General features: G+C 61.6%; 13 protein-coding genes, 4 tRNA genes and 1 pseudogene. 11 read left to right on the top strand and 7 right to left on the bottom strand.

Translation table 11 applies throughout. The annotated features are described in order from the left end of the window. Positions 1-312: 312 nt before the first annotated feature. On the top strand, positions 313-954 hold the full coding sequence (locus AC1Z3V_RS25800) for a DUF1062 domain-containing protein (protein WP_483502485.1): 642 nt from the start codon (positions 313-315) through the stop codon (positions 952-954). A 46-nt stretch (positions 955-1,000) separates the two neighbouring features. Here the strand turns inward: AC1Z3V_RS25800 and AC1Z3V_RS25795 are convergent, their stop codons facing one another. From AC1Z3V_RS25795 to AC1Z3V_RS25785, 3 genes are all read right to left on the bottom strand, one after another. Next, complete coding sequence (locus tag AC1Z3V_RS25795; RefSeq protein ID WP_429817129.1) at positions 1,001-1,648, bottom strand: outer membrane protein; 648 nt, start codon at positions 1,646-1,648, stop codon at positions 1,001-1,003. A 289-nt stretch (positions 1,649-1,937) separates the two neighbouring features. After that, positions 1,938-2,417 (bottom strand): DUF192 domain-containing protein, encoded by a 480-nt coding sequence (locus AC1Z3V_RS25790; protein WP_483502484.1) that lies wholly within the window; start codon positions 2,415-2,417, stop codon positions 1,938-1,940. Then, entirely contained in the window at positions 2,417-2,995 is a 579-nt protein-coding gene (locus AC1Z3V_RS25785; protein WP_043623636.1) for a cold-shock protein, read from the bottom strand. Before AC1Z3V_RS25785 ends, AC1Z3V_RS25790 begins: the two co-directional genes overlap by 1 nt. Positions 2,996-3,191: 196 nt before the next feature. Here AC1Z3V_RS25785 and AC1Z3V_RS25780 point away from each other — a divergent pair, with 196 nt between their 5' ends. The 6 genes from AC1Z3V_RS25780 to AC1Z3V_RS25755 all read left to right on the top strand — a co-directional run bounded on the left by AC1Z3V_RS25780 (position 3,192) and on the right by AC1Z3V_RS25755 (position 6,400). Continuing rightward, complete coding sequence (locus tag AC1Z3V_RS25780) at positions 3,192-3,632, top strand: VOC family protein (protein WP_483502482.1); 441 nt, start codon at positions 3,192-3,194, stop codon at positions 3,630-3,632. Between the two features lie 396 nt (positions 3,633-4,028). Further along, positions 4,029-5,363: a D-Ala-D-Ala carboxypeptidase family metallohydrolase gene (locus tag AC1Z3V_RS25775; RefSeq protein WP_483502480.1), complete on the top strand. Its 1,335-nt coding sequence runs from the start codon at positions 4,029-4,031 to the stop codon at positions 5,361-5,363. A 136-nt stretch (positions 5,364-5,499) separates the two neighbouring features. Continuing rightward, positions 5,500-5,574 (top strand) — tRNA-Glu (locus AC1Z3V_RS25770). A 200-nt stretch (positions 5,575-5,774) separates the two neighbouring features. Then, positions 5,775-5,849 (top strand) — tRNA-Glu (locus AC1Z3V_RS25765). Positions 5,850-6,048: 199 nt separating this feature from the next. Then, a tRNA-Glu gene (locus AC1Z3V_RS25760) sits at positions 6,049-6,123 on the top strand. Positions 6,124-6,325: 202 nt separating this feature from the next. Beyond that, positions 6,326-6,400, top strand: a tRNA-Glu gene (locus tag AC1Z3V_RS25755). A gap of 74 nt (positions 6,401-6,474) precedes the next feature. Here the strand turns inward: AC1Z3V_RS25755 and recJ are convergent. The 4 genes from recJ to AC1Z3V_RS25735 all read right to left on the bottom strand — a co-directional run bounded on the left by recJ (position 6,475) and on the right by AC1Z3V_RS25735 (position 11,579). Beyond that, positions 6,475-8,277, bottom strand: a complete 1,803-nt coding sequence (gene recJ, locus AC1Z3V_RS25750) for a single-stranded-DNA-specific exonuclease RecJ (protein WP_483502479.1) — start codon at positions 8,275-8,277, stop codon at positions 6,475-6,477. Between the two features lie 236 nt (positions 8,278-8,513). Beyond that, positions 8,514-9,836: a homoserine dehydrogenase gene (locus AC1Z3V_RS25745; protein ID WP_483502477.1), complete on the bottom strand. Its 1,323-nt coding sequence runs from the start codon at positions 9,834-9,836 to the stop codon at positions 8,514-8,516. A 90-nt stretch (positions 9,837-9,926) separates the two neighbouring features. Continuing rightward, the gene (locus AC1Z3V_RS25740; RefSeq protein ID WP_429817114.1) at positions 9,927-11,144 is read right to left on the bottom strand and encodes an LL-diaminopimelate aminotransferase; all 1,218 of its coding nucleotides are present in this window, start codon (positions 11,142-11,144) and stop codon (positions 9,927-9,929) included. Between the two features lie 126 nt (positions 11,145-11,270). Beyond that, positions 11,271-11,579, bottom strand: a complete 309-nt coding sequence (locus tag AC1Z3V_RS25735) for an SHOCT domain-containing protein (protein WP_429817111.1) — start codon at positions 11,577-11,579, stop codon at positions 11,271-11,273. Between the two features lie 110 nt (positions 11,580-11,689). Here AC1Z3V_RS25735 and phaC point away from each other — a divergent pair, with 110 nt between their 5' ends. From phaC to AC1Z3V_RS25715, 4 genes and pseudogenes are all read left to right on the top strand, one after another. Continuing rightward, on the top strand, positions 11,690-13,540 hold the full coding sequence (gene phaC / locus AC1Z3V_RS25730; RefSeq protein WP_483502476.1) for a poly(3-hydroxyalkanoate) polymerase subunit PhaC: 1,851 nt from the start codon (positions 11,690-11,692) through the stop codon (positions 13,538-13,540). Between the two features lie 19 nt (positions 13,541-13,559). Next, positions 13,560-14,279, top strand: a complete 720-nt coding sequence (gene sfsA, locus AC1Z3V_RS25725) for a DNA/RNA nuclease SfsA (RefSeq protein WP_483502474.1) — start codon at positions 13,560-13,562, stop codon at positions 14,277-14,279. A 31-nt stretch (positions 14,280-14,310) separates the two neighbouring features. Beyond that, positions 14,311-15,150: a type I methionyl aminopeptidase gene (gene map / locus AC1Z3V_RS25720; protein ID WP_483502473.1), complete on the top strand. Its 840-nt coding sequence runs from the start codon at positions 14,311-14,313 to the stop codon at positions 15,148-15,150. Next, positions 15,147-15,815, top strand: a pseudogene (locus AC1Z3V_RS25715) (JAB domain-containing protein); the annotation flags it as partial. The gene map and the pseudogene AC1Z3V_RS25715, both read left to right, overlap by 4 nt. Between the last annotated feature and the right edge of the window lie 69 nt (positions 15,816-15,884).

Below are 15,884 nucleotides of genomic sequence, written 5' to 3'. Positions count from 1 at the left end.
GCTGCAAGCACGGTCGTATAGAACGGATACGCAGCTGCCATCGTGCTGTCTCTCCTGGAGTTTGGCTTTGCCTTTGTAAAATCCGGTCTCGCTAGTTTCACCCCGCACGCCCGATAGCGCCCGCCGCTATCGGCTTGATTTTTATGCGTTCGTTGAGGTGACGGTTCGAGACCGGAATGGCATGGCCGATCTCGAGCCAGGCGAAAACATCGCCAGGCGGAACCGTCACTTAAAACGCTGCCAGACCGTGTCCCCGGAACGGGTAATCAAACCGTCGTCTCGATGGACTTCCATTTGGAAGAACCAGACGACATGTCTCACACACTGACGGTCCTGTGGACCATTGAACCACAAACCCCTCCGCGCCCTTGGCTCGCTTGCAGCCGCTGCCGCGGCGCACGCCCCTTCGAATGCAGCGGCAAGACACGGCTGAACGCCAACGGGCGACGGCTGGATGCCTGGCTGATCTATCGCTGCGCCGACTGCGACGACACCTGGAATCGCCCGATCTTCGAGCGTCAGTCTGTCCGTGACATTGCGCCCGAAACGCTCGACGCACTTCAGAACGACGACTCGAACTGGATCCGCCAGGTCTCGTTCGATGTCGAGGGGCTTCGCCGAAACACGGATAGGATCGAAGAGTTCGCCGAATGCCGCGTGACCAGGCGCGTCATCGCCCACCCGCTTGAGGTCTGCATCCAGCTTGAGATCGTCCTCGCGGTGCCGCTGCCGAGCAGCATGCGCGCCGATCGCCTGCTGTCGGCGGAACTCGGACTGTCGCGCAGCCACCTCGTGCGGCTTGCGGAAGCCGGTCGGATCAAGCTTCTAGCCGGAGCACGCAAGGCGCTGCAACGGCCCATCAGGGACGGGATGCGTGTGGTTCTCGATCTCTCGGAGGCACGCGATCAAGGCGCGATCGCCGATCGCGCACGCGGCTTGTTCCAACCTGCATGAACGGCTCAAGGAGGCGTCGGCCATGCCGGCGCTTCCTGCTTATAGGTCAGAATTTCACGCCGACGCCGACGGTGAACTGGTGCTGATCGAGATCGACATTGATACCGCCGATGTCCTTGTCGCCATAGTCGTTGTAGCGATACTCGGCGCGTCCGAAGATGTTGTCGGTGAACGAGTAGTCGACGCCGGCGCCGATCGTCCAACCGTTGAAGGTCTCTTTTTCCTTCGACGCGCCGGGAACGTCGACAAAGCCCCGGGTCACCGTCCAGCCACCTGCCCCGTAGAGCAACGCCTTGTCGTTCAGCACATAACCGACCCGCCCGCGTATCGCGCCGGAGACATCGGTGCCGACTTCGGCCGAGGTTCCACCGATATCGACGGTCTTGTCGTTCCAGTTGTAGTTGACGTCACCCTCGATGCCGTAGACCCAATCACCCTGCTGATAGTTGAAACCGGCAAAGGCACCGAGAAGGCCGCCGTTGAAATCTTCAGAGGCACTGCCGCCGGGGGCGCTGAAATCACCGTTCAGCCAGCCGCCGCCCCCCTGGAGACCGACATATCCGCCGGTCCATACGAAAACGGGCGGTGTTTCGACCACTGGCGGCGGCTCAGCCGGCTGCGTAAGGTCTGCCGCCATTGCGGTTTGGGTAAATGCCGAGGCCGCCACGATGGCAACAAGTACATTCCGGATTATCACAGATGCCTCCCGTCGTCTTCGGCAGAACATTAGCAACTTATTAAGCTGAAGTCTGCCCAAAAGGCTTTGCAGTCGTCATCGATAGGATCGATTCGTCTCGATACGGGTGATTTAGGGGCTGATCCTCAAACTACAAGGCGGCGACGGAAGCCATCTGACGATTTGCGGTCACTACAGCGCCGCGCGCCTTATCAGACGCGCAAAGGTCGCTGTAGCACTTTGAATTGCTGCATGCCTTTGTCCTTTAACCGGCTACGATTAAGGAACCATGCAGTGGGCGCCCGGGTCAGCGGTGCGGGATTCGAGCGCCTTCGAGGCGATCTCCGGCCCGAATGGCAAGCCGTTTGACGGCGCCGGCATTGAGTTCGAGAACGAAGGCGACAGGTTCGCCGGAATCGATGATCGCCTCGGATAATGGTACGGCATCTTCGCGGATCGCGCGCACCGTGCCCTTGTTGTCGATGAACAGCATGTCGAGCGGAAGGTATGTGTTCTTCATCCACATCATCACGCGACGGGTTTCGCCGAAATCGAACAACATGCCATGATCAGGCGCCATCGACCGGCGGAACATCAGCCCCTGCTCGCGCTGATCGGGATCGACGGCCAGTTCGACGGTCAGTTCATGGACTTTCCCGTTCGCAGTCACAAGGCGCATCTTGTCCTTCGTGAAGGCGACATCGGCGAGCGCCGCAGCAGCCAAGGCGAACAACAAAAAAAGCGCCGACAGGGCGCTTTTTCCGGCAAGGTTTCGGACCGTGAGCATCAGTGCGACCGGCTGGTCGGCGACGGGCCGTCCGGATGAATCTCCGCGGCCATCAGGCCCTTTTCACCATCGCCGAAGCGCACCAGGACAACCTGTCCAGGACGAAGCTCGGTGAGGCCGAAGCGCCGCAGGGTCTCCATGTGAACGAAAATGTCCTCGGTGCCCTCGCCACGCGTCAGGAAACCGAAGCCCTTAGTGCGGTTGAACCACTTGACGAGCACCCGTTCGAGGCCGCTGGTCGGCGTCACCTGGACATGCGTGCGCACTGGTGGAAGCTGAGACGGATGCACCGCCGTCGACTGATCCATGGACAGGATACGGAACGCCTGGTAGCCGCGATCGCGCTTCTGGATGAGAGCCACGACCCGCGCGCCCTCGAGAACCGTCTGATAGCCGTCGCGCCTCAGGCAGGTCACGTGGACCAGTACGTCCTGCATGCCGTTATCAGGCACGATGAACCCGAAGCCCTTGGCAACATCGAACCATTTGATCACGCCCGTGATTTCGATGAGGTCGAGAGCGTCACTGCCAAAGTCGTCACCATGCATGACGTCTTTTGAAGATGTCCTATCCGCCATTCTCTCCCAGCCCCTCGTTTACGCGCGACTACCGATACGGTTAACTGATTCTTATTGACCAGAATAACATCGTCCTGCCGCGGATACGCAAGACCCTCGGCATATTTTGGCCGAGATCTAATATGCGGACGCAGCCTTGCCTCTGGCTTGCTGGCAGCTCAGTATACGCCATCTTCTGCAAAACAGGGACATTGCAATGCGCTATCTGCACACGATGGTTCGCGTCAAGAATCTGGACGAGGCCTTGAACTTCTACTGCACCCTTTTCGGCCTGACCGAGATCCGCCGGTACGAGAACGAGAAGGGCCGCTTCACGCTGGTTTTCCTCGCCGCCCCCGGGGACATCGACCGCGCACGCGGCGAGCTCTCCCCGTGCCTCGAACTCACCTACAACTGGGATCCGGAAGACTACACCGGCGGGCGCAACTTCGGCCACCTCGCCTATGAGGTCGACGATATCTACGGCTTCTGCCAGCACCTGATGGACAATGGCGTGACCATCAACCGTCCGCCGCGCGATGGTCACATGGCCTTCGTGCGCTCGCCGGACGGTATTTCGATCGAGATCCTGCAGAAGGGTGAAAACCGTCCGCCGCAAGAGCCCTGGGTTTCGATGGGCAATACCGGCGCATGGTAAGCCCCGCGCAATTCTGACCGGCAAAGATGACCCTATGCGGCCGGTAATTCCGGTCGGCATGGCCGAGTCGCCGATCAGCAGCAGCTATGAATGATCTGAGGCCCGGTCGATCCGGGCCTTTGCATGTTTGAAACATGCGGGCTCAAGGTTAGCGCCGGTTTACAAATCACGTGTCGTTGAGTATTTTTTCGCGCGGGACGTTGATGCCGGGTCTTTCCGCGATGTCTCGTGGCGGCGACCCCCTTTGTACTTGGCCTGATCTTTTCCCGTGGCGTTCTTTTGGACCGCCGCGAGAAGCTTGAGTTTGTTTGTTCTGAGCGATGTTTCGGAACTGAGACTTAATGCACGACAAGGCGAAGATTTCGCCGGTCATGCACGGAGAGCGGGGATAGGACGTTGCAACATCCGGACACCAAAGGCGCAGTGCTCGCGGCCATCGCGCGGGCGGCAGCTTTATCCGTTTCGCTGCTGGCGCTCAGCGGCTGCGTGTCGGCCGTCGCCGACGGTGACGTCACCGCCGGACTGACCCCCGAAGAGCAGACGGCGTCGCAACAAGCGGCCGAACCGGCCGGGCAAGGCACGGTCCGGGATGCGCAGGTGGCCGCGCTCGGCAGCGATCCGCAAGCGCAACAGGCCGCCACTGCGCAGGATTCCGGGCAAGCGCAATCCCTGACCATGCAAAACACGGGCCTGCGCGCCGCTTCTTCCAGCATCTACGGGCAGGCTGCGGCGCCTCAAGGCATGCCGACCACTCAGCCGCAGGCCAATGGAACCGTGCCGCTACCGGCCGGCCAACCCGCCATGAACGCGACCACGAACAGCCTGTTCAGCGGCACCCAGCGACAGCCTCAAGCCATCATGACGCCCCAACAAGGTGCCGCGAACGAGGCCAGCGCCGCGGCGGCAGACACGGCGGTCGCCGCTTACGCTCCGACGGCGCAGGACGCTCTTCCCGCAGCGGTTCCCGTGCCGCTCACCGCCGAGGCTGCCGCCGGCGGCGAGAAATCGGCTGCACTTCAGGCCGTGGCCAATGCGGAGGTTGCGCCGGCCGCGACCGACATCGCGATGGCAGAGCCAACGCAGGTGTCCGCCGAGGCCAAGGACAGCGACGGCGACAAGCAAGCGCCGAAGGCCTGGACGCTCGCAGCGCTCTTTGCCGGAAAGCGCAAGGAAAAGCAGCAGGAAGCAGAGCGCGCCGCCCAGCCGGCGGAAAAGAAGACGATTACCACCAGTAATGCGAGCCAGCCGCAGACGGCCTCCCTCGCCTACACGCTTCCGGGTGTCAAACTGAATTCGCTCTACAATTTCGAGCACGAAGAGCATCTCGGCGACGATGACGACGGCGCGCCGGTTCAGGTCGCCTCCCTTTCGGGCCTGGCGCGACTGGCGCCAAGCGGGCTGATTCTACAGACGGAAAAGGTCGAGGCCGGCTGCTTCAAGCCCGAACTCATGCAGATGCTGAAGAAGGTGGAAGCGCACTATGGCAAGCAGGTCATGGTGACTTCAGGCCTCAGGCCGATCAAGGTCAACCGCGCGAAGCAGTCGCTGCATACGCGCTGCGAGGCAGCGGACATCCAGGTCCAGGGCGTCAGCAAGTGGGATCTGGCTGAGTTTCTGCGCAGCATTCCTGGCCGCGGCGGCGTCGGTACCTATTGCCATACGGAGTCGGTCCATATCGATATCGGCGCACAACGAGACTGGAACTGGCGCTGCCAGCGCGGCAAGGGCTGAAGCCAACCGCTTGTTTCCATGGGCTATTCCGCAGATTCAGCCCGCCGACTCCCGCCTGTGGAATTTTTACAGAAATATGAAGTTTGCCGCTTGCGGTTCTCAAATCCTCTGGCTATAAGGCGCCCACACAGCGAGTGCGCCCTTCGTCTATCGGTTAGGACACCAGATTTTCATTCTGGGAAGAGGGGTTCGACTCCCCTAGGGCGTGCCACTGTGTTGATCTCCTCCCCATACACAAATCGCGATTTTCCTCGCCTGAAGCAGTGACTTTCTGGCTTCGCGGCGCATCCGATTCCGCCCGCTGGACCGTCGGATTTTTCTCGCTGTTTTTAACAGGAAAAGCACAAAAATCCTGCGATTGGCGCTTGCGGTCTCCAGAGTCGCTGGATATAAGGCGCCCACACAGCGAGTGCGCCCTTCGTCTATCGGTTAGGACACCAGATTTTCATTCTGGGAAGAGGGGTTCGACTCCCCTAGGGCGTGCCACTGTGTTGATCTCCTTTCCATGAAATTCGACATTTTTCTCATCTGAAACAGCAACTTGCTGTGTCGGACGCGTCTCTGATTCCAGCTCTTCAGGCGCTGAATTTTTTCCTGCTGTTTTTAACAGGAAAAGCACAAAAATCCTGCGATTGGCGCTTGCGGTCTCCAGAGTCGCTGGATATAAGGCGCCCACACAGCGAGTGCGCCCTTCGTCTATCGGTTAGGACACCAGATTTTCATTCTGGGAAGAGGGGTTCGACTCCCCTAGGGCGTGCCACTGTGTTGACCTTTTCCCCCACATTTCCAATATTAGGGCCGCAGTATCCGCGCGATTGCAACTCATGCTCGATCGCGTCTCGGCACCCTGGAAGCGATGCCTCTGAATTGATGTCGAGGTTTGAGCTGAAAGAGGATAATATGCGCCGGTGAATTGCTCACGGTCGCCAGACTGCGTTGCAAGTCATCAGCGAGAAGCATGGGCGCCCATCGTCTAGCGGTCAGGACGCCGCCCTCTCACGGCGGTAACACGGGTTCGAGTCCCGTTGGGCGTGCCAATCCCTGCTCGTAAGAGCACCAGCCGGTACTCAATCATCGATGGGTGAACCCGAGCGGTTCTCGGGCAGCGATTTTACAGCGCCTTCGCGGCATCCGTGACGCGCAATTGCACACGACGCTGGCCTTGCCACAGATCCGCCGACACCGAGCCGGCGACATGAATCGACGCGCCGCGGCTTGCGAGCAGGAAATCGCCGAGCGGCGTCTCCGTTGCCCGGAACGCAATCCCGTCGAGCCGGCTGCCGTCCTGGCCTTCCAACGTCACCTTGATGTGGTTGGCACCCACCTGTCGGCTGTCGCGCAGCCGGTGCTGCGGAAAGGCGAAGACCGGTTGCGGATGCGCCGAGCCATAGGGGCCTGCCTGTTCCAGGAGATCTATGAGCTCCAATGTCGCGCCGGAGGCAGCGAGCGCACCGTCGACCTTGAGTGTCTGGATGGCGACGAGGTCGCGTACTGCCGCCTCCGCCCGCTCCTCGAAGAACTGCCTGAGCTTGCCGAGCTTCGCGCGCTCCACCGTAAGGCCGGCAGCCATCGCATGGCCGCCGCCTTTGATCAGCAGGCCGCCGTCAACCGCCGCCCGGACCATCTTGCCCATGTCGAACCCGTTGATCGAGCGGCCGGAGCCGGTGCCGCGGCCGTTCGGGTCGAAGGCGATGGCAAAGGTCGGCCGGCGGAATTTTTCCTTGATGCGGGCGGCGAGCAGTCCGACGATGCCAGGGTGCCAGTTTTCCCGCGCCGTGACGATCACCGACGCGCCCTCGCCCGTGCCGTACTCCGCGAGAACCTCGGCCTCGGCTTCGGCCAGCATGACGGCTTCCATGGCCTGCCGCTCGCGGTTGAGTTCATCAAGCTGCGCGGCGATCTTTTCCGCCGCACCGGCATCGTCCATCGCCAGCAGACGGCTACCGAGCGCCGCATCGCCGATGCGGCCGCCGGCATTGATTCGCGGTCCCACGAGAAAGCCCAAGTGATAGGGCGTAACCGGGCCACCGATCGCCGCCTTGCGCAGCAGCGCCGCAAGCCCGACATTGCCCATATGCCGCGCCGCGATCAGTCCCTTGACGACATAGGCGCGGTTGAGCCCCTTGAGCGGCACGACGTCACAGACGGTCGCGAGCGCCACCAGGTCGAGCTGCGCGAGCAGATCGAAGGATGCGGTGCGGCCATCGCCGGCACTGCGCAACACGCGCAAGGTGTTGACGAGAACCAGATAGACGACGCCGGCGGCACAGAGATGCCCCTGCCCGGAAAGATCGTCTTCCCGATTGGGATTGACCAGCGCGTGACAGGCTGGCAGGGCCGACCCCACTTGGTGGTGGTCGATGACGACGACGTCGACGCCACGCCTCTCCGCAACGGCAAGTGCTTCATGGCTTGTCGAGCCGCAGTCAACAGTGACGATAAGTTCGGCGCCTTTGTCGATCAGTTGTTCGATCGCTGCCGGGTTCGGCCCGTAGCCCTCAAAAATCCGATCGGGAATGTAAATCTCCGCATCGATGCCAAAGTGACGGAGGAATCGGGTCATGAGCGCCGACGAAGCGGCACCGTCGACGTCGTAGTCGCCGAATACCACGACCTTCTCACGCCGCTTGATGGCCATCGCGAGGCGATCGGCCGCCTTGCGGCAATCGGTGAGCGTATCCGGATCCGGCATCAGCGATCGAAGCGTCGGATCGAGGAAGCTCGCGGCATCGTCGAGCACGACGCCACGGCCGGCAAGCACGCGACCAAGGAGATCGGAATAGCCGTGGACCTGGCTGATGGCGAGCGCCCGGTTCTGACCCGCCTGATCAAGCCGTGACACCCAGCGCTGACCGCTGACCGACTGCTCGACGCCGAGAAAGGCCCGCTGTACCGGATCCACCAATTCTTCCATGTTCGTCCACCCGCCTGCGCTTAACTTTTCTTAGCGCATAACCCCGACAATCGTGACCGTTTTTGGAACGGCATACACAGAGATCCACGGTCCGAGCTCCGTTTTCGGCGCCGCTCGGCTGACATGCCCATACGAGAAAGCCTCGCCGGCTTACTTGCGCGGCGAGGCTTCCAATTTATCGGCGGCAAGCCGGCGCCATGCGCCGCCATGCCTTGCGGTTGAGGTCTGTGCCGCCCTCAGTTCGCCTTCGGACGCTCGATGCGGATGACCTGCGGCTCGCCGACGAGATAGCCCTCGCTCTTGATCGCCTTGATGGCATCGCGAACGGAGTGCTCCGACGTCGCATGTGTAACCAGGATGATCGTCTGCGGTTCGCCGCTCTCCATCACGTGCTTGGAGTGCTGCATGATCGATTCCAGCGAGATGCCGTTATCCGCCATGCGCGTGGCGATGCTGGCGAAAACGCCGGTGCGGTCGACGACCTTCAGGCGGATGAAATAGCCGCCCTCATGGCTCTGGATCTGCGCGCGCTTGTAGGGAAGCAGCGCATTGGTCGGGCGGCCGAAGGCCGGAACGTGCTGAGCACCGGGACGGCTCTTGGCAATATCGGCGATATCGCCGAGAACGGCCGAGGCGGTCGCGTTGCCGCCGGCACCGGGGCCGACCATCAGCAATTCGCCGAGAATGTCGGATTCGATCGCGACCGCATTGGTCACGCCGTCGACCTGGGCGATGACGGAATCATAGGGCACCATCGTCGGGTGGACGCGCTGCTCGATGCCGCTGTCGGTACGCTGCGCGACCCCCAGGAGCTTGATCCGGTAACCGAGATCGGCCGCCGCATGGATGTCGTCGATCGAGATGTTGGTGATGCCTTCGAGATAGATGTCGTCGGCAGCGATCGCCGTACCGAAGGCGAGGCTCGTCAGGATCGACAGCTTGTGCGCCGTGTCGTTGCCTTCGATGTCGAAGGCCGGATCGGCTTCCGCGTAACCGAGACGCTGCGCATCCTTGAGGCAGGCTTCGAAGGAAAGCTCTTCCTTCTCCATCTTCGTCAGGATGTAGTTGCAGGTGCCGTTCATGATCCCGTAGACGCGCGAGATCGTATTGCCGGTCATGGACTCGCGCAGAGCCTTGATCACCGGGATACCGCCGGCGACGGCCGCCTCGTAGTTCAGAAGTGCGCCCTTTTCCTCGGCGATCTTGGCGAGCTCGATGCCATGGGCCGCGAGCAGCGCCTTGTTGGCGGTGACCACATGAACGCCACGCTGCAAGGCAGCCTTGACGGCGGAATAGGCTGGATCGCCCGAGCCGCCCATCAATTCGACGAAGACGTCGATATCGGCGTCACGCGCAAGCGAGACGGCATCGTCGAACCATTTGATTTGCGAAAGGTCAACGCCGCGATCCCTGTTGCGGTCGCGCGCCGTTACGGCCGTGGTCTCGATTGCCCGCCCGCACGTTGTCGCAAGCATCTCGTGACGATCCTGGAGGATTCGCACGAGCGAGGCACCGACGGTACCCAAGCCCGCAATGCCGATTTTGAGGGCATCTGCCATAGCCATTTCCTAACATGTAAGGGGCGAGCCGCGAGAACCGCGGGGCCGGTGTGGAAGGAGGCGCACCCAAAAGCGCGCCTCCCGTCTTATTTACCTGTGCGCGTTGAGCGAGATGACGTTGTGCATCGTCTCGTCGGCAGTCGACAGGAATTTCTTGATATTGCGCGCCGCCTGGCGAATGCGGTGCTCGTTTTCGACGAGGGCCAGACGCACGTAGTCGTCGCCCTGCTCGCCGAAGCCGATGCCCGGAGCAACCGCGACATCAGCCTTCTCGACCAGGAGCTTCGAGAACTCGAGCGAACCGAGATGGCGGAACTTCTCCGGGATCTTCGCCCAGGCAAACATCGTCGCCGCCGGCGGCGGCACGTCGAAGCCCGCCTTGCCGAAGCTCTCGACCATCACGTCGCGGCGGCGCTTGTAGACGTTGCGGACTTCGGCGATGTCGCTGCCATCACCGTTCAGCGCCTGGGTTGCCGCCACCTGGATCGGCGTGAAGGCGCCGTAGTCGAGGTACGACTTCACGCGGGTCAGCGCCGCGATCAGCCGCTCATTGCCGACGGCAAAGCCCATGCGCCAGCCCGGCATCGAGAAGGTCTTCGACATCGAGGTGAACTCGACCGTGCAGTCGATCGCGCCCGGAACCTCCAGCACGGACGGCGGCGGTGCGTCGTTGAAGTAGATTTCCGAATAGGCGAGATCCGAAAGCACGATGATGTCGTGCTTCTTCGCAAAGGCGATTACGTCCTTGTAGAAGTCGAGGGTCGCGACCTGCGCCGTCGGGTTCGACGGATAGTTGAGGATCAGCGCCAGCGGCTTCGGGATCGAGTGGCGCACGGCGCGCTCGAGCGGCGGGAAAAAGGTCTCATCAGGCTCGACCGAGATCGAGCGGATGACCCCACCGGCCATCAGGAAGCCAAAGGCGTGGATCGGATAGGTCGGGTTCGGGCACAGGACCACATCGCCCGGCGCGGTGATCGCCTGGGCCATGTTGGCGAAGCCTTCCTTGGATCCAAGGGTGGCGACGACCTGCGTTTCCGGATTGAGTTTGACGCCGAAGCGACGGGCGTAGTAGGCGGCCTGGGCACGACGCAGCCCGGGAATGCCCTTCGACGACGAATAACGATGCGTGCGCGGGTCCTGAACGACCTCGCAGAGCTTGTCGACAATCGACTGTGGTGTGGGAAGATCCGGATTGCCCATGCCGAGGTCGATGATGTCAGCACCGGCCGCTCGCGCGCTTGCTTTCAAACGGTTGACCTGTTCGAAAACATAGGGCGGCAAACGCCGGACTTTGTGAAACTCTTCCATCTCCAAACCTCGTTTGGCGCACGCTCCCGCCAGCGGCTCAAGCCTTCGCGAAACCGTGCGCTGTGGTGAACGGCCGTCCTTGCGGCCATTGAACGCTTTGCGTCCAAATCACCGGAAAGGCAAGCGCTAATTCTGGATCTCTTTCAGGGTGTCGGCACCGTGCTGTTCGGCGAGCGCACGCATTTCCTTCAGACGACGCTGATATTCCGCTTCCGAGATCGCGCCGGACTTGCGCGCAGCGCCAAGCGATGTCAGGCGCGCCTGCATGTCGGCCGCCTCCTCGTTCGTCATCTGCGTCGTCGCGGCCGGCTTTTGGCCGTAGACCGAGGGATAGTTCTCGAAGTTCGTCGTCTGGCTGTTGCAGCCTGCAAGCGTACCTAGCAGAACGATCCCGGCAAGCCAGGTGATGGAACGCTGTTTTCCGACGGCAAGCATACTGAAGAGAACCTCTGATCTGACGGCGCGACGATGCGCCTAGCCCTTGTAATCATTTTCGGGCAGAATGTAAAAATACAAAACAAACAAGATGCTGTGGAGGAAGCCGAGTGACAGCAGAGAGGAAAACGGAAGGCACCAATGGCAAGGACGGCTTCACGGGTTTCGACCCAAAATCCGTCGAGCCCTACATCGTCAAAGACCCGGAAAGCCTCGCCGTCAACCTCGCCCGCGCCATGGAGCAACTCGGCAAGGCGGCCTCCGCCTGGCTGGCGCCGCGTGAATCGGGGCAGAAATCGGACGTCTTCGCCGAGCCGGTCACCGACATGGTGAAAACGCTGTCCAAGGTCTCCGAATACTGGCTTTCCGATCCGCGCCGCACGCTTGAAGCACAGACGCATCTGATGGGGAGCTTCTTCGAGATCTGGTCGCGGACGCTCCATCGCATGTCCGGCGACGTCGGGACGGCGCAGCCGGTCGCGCTCCCGCGTAACGACAAACGCTTCACCGACGAGGATTGGGTGAAGAACCCGTTCTTCGATTTCATCCGGCAGGCCTATTTCGTCACATCGGATTGGGCCGAGCGCATGGTCGAGGATGCCGAAGGGCTCGACGATCACACCAAGCACAAGGCGGCCTTCTACGTCCGGCAGGTTTCGAGCGCGCTCTCCCCCACGAATTTCGTCACCACCAATCCGCAACTCTATCGCGAAACCGTCGCGTCGAACGGCGCCAATCTCGTCAAAGGCATGCAGATGTTCGCCGAGGACGTCGCCGCCGGCCGTGGCGACCTCAAGCTGCGGCAGACGGACACCAGCAAGTTCGCGATCGGCGAGAATATCGCGATCACGCCCGGCAAGGTCATCGCCCAGAGCGACGTCTGCCAGGTCCTGCAGTATGAAGCAACGACGGAGACGGTGCTGAAGCGACCGTTGCTGATCTGCCCGCCGTGGATCAACAAATTCTACGTCCTCGACCTCAACCCGCAGAAATCCTTCATCAAATGGGCCGTTGACCAGGGGCATACGGTGTTCGTGATCTCCTGGGTGAACCCGGACGAACGGCATGCGACCAAGGACTGGGAAGCTTATGCCCGCGAAGGCATCGGCTTTGCCCTCGACACCGTCGAGCAGGCGACCGGCGAGCGCGAAGTCAACGCCATCGGCTATTGCGTCGGCGGCACCTTGCTGGCGGCGACCCTTGCGCTGCACGCTGCCGAAGGCGACGACCGCATCCGCTCGGCGACCCTCTTCACGACCCAGGTCGATTTCACCCATGCGGGCGACCTCAAGGTCTTCGTCGACGAAGACCAGATTCGCCAGATCGAACAGAACATGAGCGTGACCGGCTATCTCGACGGCTCGAAGATGGCGACCGCCTTCAACATGCTGCGCGCCTCTGAGCTCATCTGGCCCTACTTCGTCAACAACTACCTCAAGGGGCAGGATCCCCTGCCCTTCGACCTGCTCTACTGGAATTCCGATTCGACGCGGATGCCGGCAGCCAACCACTCCTTCTATCTGCGCAATTGCTACCTCGAGAACAAACTGTCGAAGGGTGAGATGGTGCTTGCGGGCCGGCAGGTGTCGCTCGGCGACGTGAAGATCCCGATCTACAATCTCGCCACCAAGGAAGATCACATCGCTCCGCCGCGCTCGGTTTTCCTCGGCAGCTCTTCCTTCGGCGGCAAGGTTACCTACGTGCTCTCCGGCTCGGGCCACATCGCCGGCGTCGTCAATCCGCCGGACAAGGGAAAATACCAGTTCTGGACCGGAGGCGCGCCCAAGGGCGAGTTCGACGACTGGTTCAAGGCCGCGAAGGAAACGCCGGGATCCTGGTGGCCGCATTGGCACCAATGGATCGAGAAGCTCGACAAGAGACGTGTTCCGGCCCGCAAGCCCGGTGGTCCACTGAATTCGCTCGAAGAAGCCCCGGGCTCCTACGTTCGCGCCCGGGCATGATACAGTTGCAGGAAATGTCTTGATCTTCGATCCGCCGCTCGCACAGGCAACCCTCGTACAGCGCTACAAGCGCTTTCTCTTCGATGCGGTCCAGCCGGACGGCACAGCCTTGACCGGATCCTGCCCGAACACCGGCTCGATGCGCGGTCTGACGACGCCGGGCTCACGCATATGGATGTCGGAACACGACAGCCCGACGCGGAAATACCGTCACATGCTCGAAATCGTCGAAGCCGACGGCACGCTCGTCGGGATCAATACCGGCTTGCCGAACCGGCTCGCCGAAGAAGCCATTCGGCTGGGCCTCGTTTCCGACCTGCACCTGTACCAAGACTTAGCGCGGGAACAGAAATACGGCCGCAATTCGCGGATCGATATCTTGCTCACCGACCCCGTTCGCGGCCTTGCCTATGTCGAGGTGAAGAACGTGCATTTCAGCCGCAGGCCCGGTCTCGCCGAGTTTCCGGATAGCCCGACGGCACGCGGCGCCAAGCATCTCGACGAGCTCGGCGACATGGTCGAAGGCGGCCATCGCGCCGTCATGATCTATCTCGTGCAGCGCGGCGACTGCGACCGCTTGCGAATCTGCCGCGACTTCGACCCGGCCTATGCGCAAGCCTTTGACCGCGCCATGGCACGCGGGGTCGAGGCCTATGCGATCAAATGTCAGGTTTCGCCGACCCAAATCCGTCCGACCGGGTTGATGACAGTGGACGAAGCGGCCCTCGCTGCTCTATGAAATCCGACTTGGAACAAACGAAAGCTTTGGAATGGTGACGTACATCGAGGCAGGGTCTGCCCCCTATAAAAACACCGGCGTTATCCGGCTCTACGGACCGGAAGGTTTCGAGGGCATGCGCACGGCCTGCCAGCTAACGGCACGCTGCCTCGACGAACTCGTCTCGCGCGTTCAACCGGGTGTCACGACCGATGAGATCGACCGCTTCGTCTTCGAGTTCGGCATGGACAATGGCGCCCTGCCCGCGACGCTGAACTACCGTGGCTACACGAAGTCCTCCTGCACCTCGATCAATCACGTCGTCTGTCACGGGATTCCCAACGACAAGCCGCTGCGCGAAGGCGACATCGTCAATATCGACGTCACCTATGTCGTCGATGGCTGGCATGGCGACTCGAGCCGCATGTATCCGGTCGGCGAGATCAAGCGCGCGGCCGAGCGGCTGCTCGACGTCACCCATGAAAGCCTGATGCGCGGCATTGCCGCCGTACGCCCGGGCGCACGCACCGGCGCCATCGGCGAGGCGATCCAGACCTATGCCGAAGCGGAGCGCTGCTCGGTGGTGCGCGATTTCTGCGGCCACGGTGTTGGCAAGCTCTTTCACGATGCGCCGAACATCCTGCACTACGGCCGCGCCAATGAAGGCCCTGAATTGCGTGAGGGCATGATCTTCACCATCGAGCCGATGATCAATCTCGGCCGTCCGCATGTGAAAGTGCTTTCGGATGGCTGGACCGCCGTTACCCGCGACCGGTCGCTTTCGGCGCAATACGAGCACACGGTCGGCGTGACCGCCGAGGGATGCGAAATCTTCACGCTGTCGCCCGCCGGCCTGTTCAAGCCGGGCCTCAACAACGTCGGCGCCGCATGACGAAGCGTCCGATCTCCCCTGAGGGCGATGAAGCGCTGTCGGCGGACGAAAGGACGTTTTTTCCGCAATTGCAATTGGACAGAGAATCTGCGCCCAAGAAGGCGCCGGCACCCGAAGCGCATTATCACGGCCATCGCGATCGGTTGCGGGCGCGCTATCGCCAGCACGGCGACGCGGCGCTTGCCGACTACGAAATCCTGGAAATGCTGTTGTTTCGGCTGATCCCGCGCAAGGATACCAAACCGATCGCCAAGGCCCTCATCAGCCGTTTCGGAACGCTTGCCGGCGTCTTCGGCGCACCGATCGGGCTGTTGCAGGAGGTGGACGGTATCGGCGAGACCGTTGCTCTCGATCTCAAGCTGATCTCCACCATCGGTCACCGCACCCTGAAGAGCGAGCTTCGGCAAAAGCACCTTCTCTCCTCCTGGAGCGCCGTCATTGATTATTGCCATGCGGCAATGGCCTACGAGACCAAGGAACAGTTCCGCATCCTCTTTCTCGACAAGCGCAACGCGTTGATCGCCGACGAGGTGCAGCAGACGGGCACGATCGACCATACGCCGGTCTATCCGCGTGAAGTGGTCAAGCGCGCACTCGAACTCTCCGCGACCGCGATTATTCTCGTCCATAACCATCCCACTACCCCCATTTCGATCACGCTGGATCACGCTCAACACCATTGAAACACAATGATTTTCTGTCTTGTCGTGCCCCCGGATATCATGGCATATTGG

Source organism: Ensifer sp. 38_S197 (assembly GCF_056924495.1).
The sequence above is the reverse complement of the archived record's forward strand: the minus strand, read 5'-3'. Positions and strand labels throughout refer to the sequence as shown.

Coding starts and splice junctions, on each gene's coding strand:
- AC1Z3V_RS25735 (WP_429817111.1), bottom strand. CDS start 11,579: ATGCTTGCCGTCGGAAAACAGCGTTCCATCACCTGGCTTGCCGGGATC.
- recJ (WP_483502479.1), bottom strand. CDS start 8,277: ATGGAAGAATTGGTGGATCCGGTACAGCGGGCCTTTCTCGGCGTCGAG.
- AC1Z3V_RS25740 (WP_429817114.1), bottom strand. CDS start 11,144: ATGGAAGAGTTTCACAAAGTCCGGCGTTTGCCGCCCTATGTTTTCGAA.
- AC1Z3V_RS25780 (WP_483502482.1), top strand. CDS start 3,192: ATGCGCTATCTGCACACGATGGTTCGCGTCAAGAATCTGGACGAGGCC.
- AC1Z3V_RS25790 (WP_483502484.1), bottom strand. CDS start 2,417: ATGCTCACGGTCCGAAACCTTGCCGGAAAAAGCGCCCTGTCGGCGCTT.
- AC1Z3V_RS25785 (WP_043623636.1), bottom strand. CDS start 2,995: ATGGCGGATAGGACATCTTCAAAAGACGTCATGCATGGTGACGACTTT.
- map (WP_483502473.1), top strand. CDS start 14,311: ATGGTGACGTACATCGAGGCAGGGTCTGCCCCCTATAAAAACACCGGC.
- AC1Z3V_RS25800 (WP_483502485.1), top strand. CDS start 313: ATGTCTCACACACTGACGGTCCTGTGGACCATTGAACCACAAACCCCT.
- AC1Z3V_RS25745 (WP_483502477.1), bottom strand. CDS start 9,836: ATGGCAGATGCCCTCAAAATCGGCATTGCGGGCTTGGGTACCGTCGGT.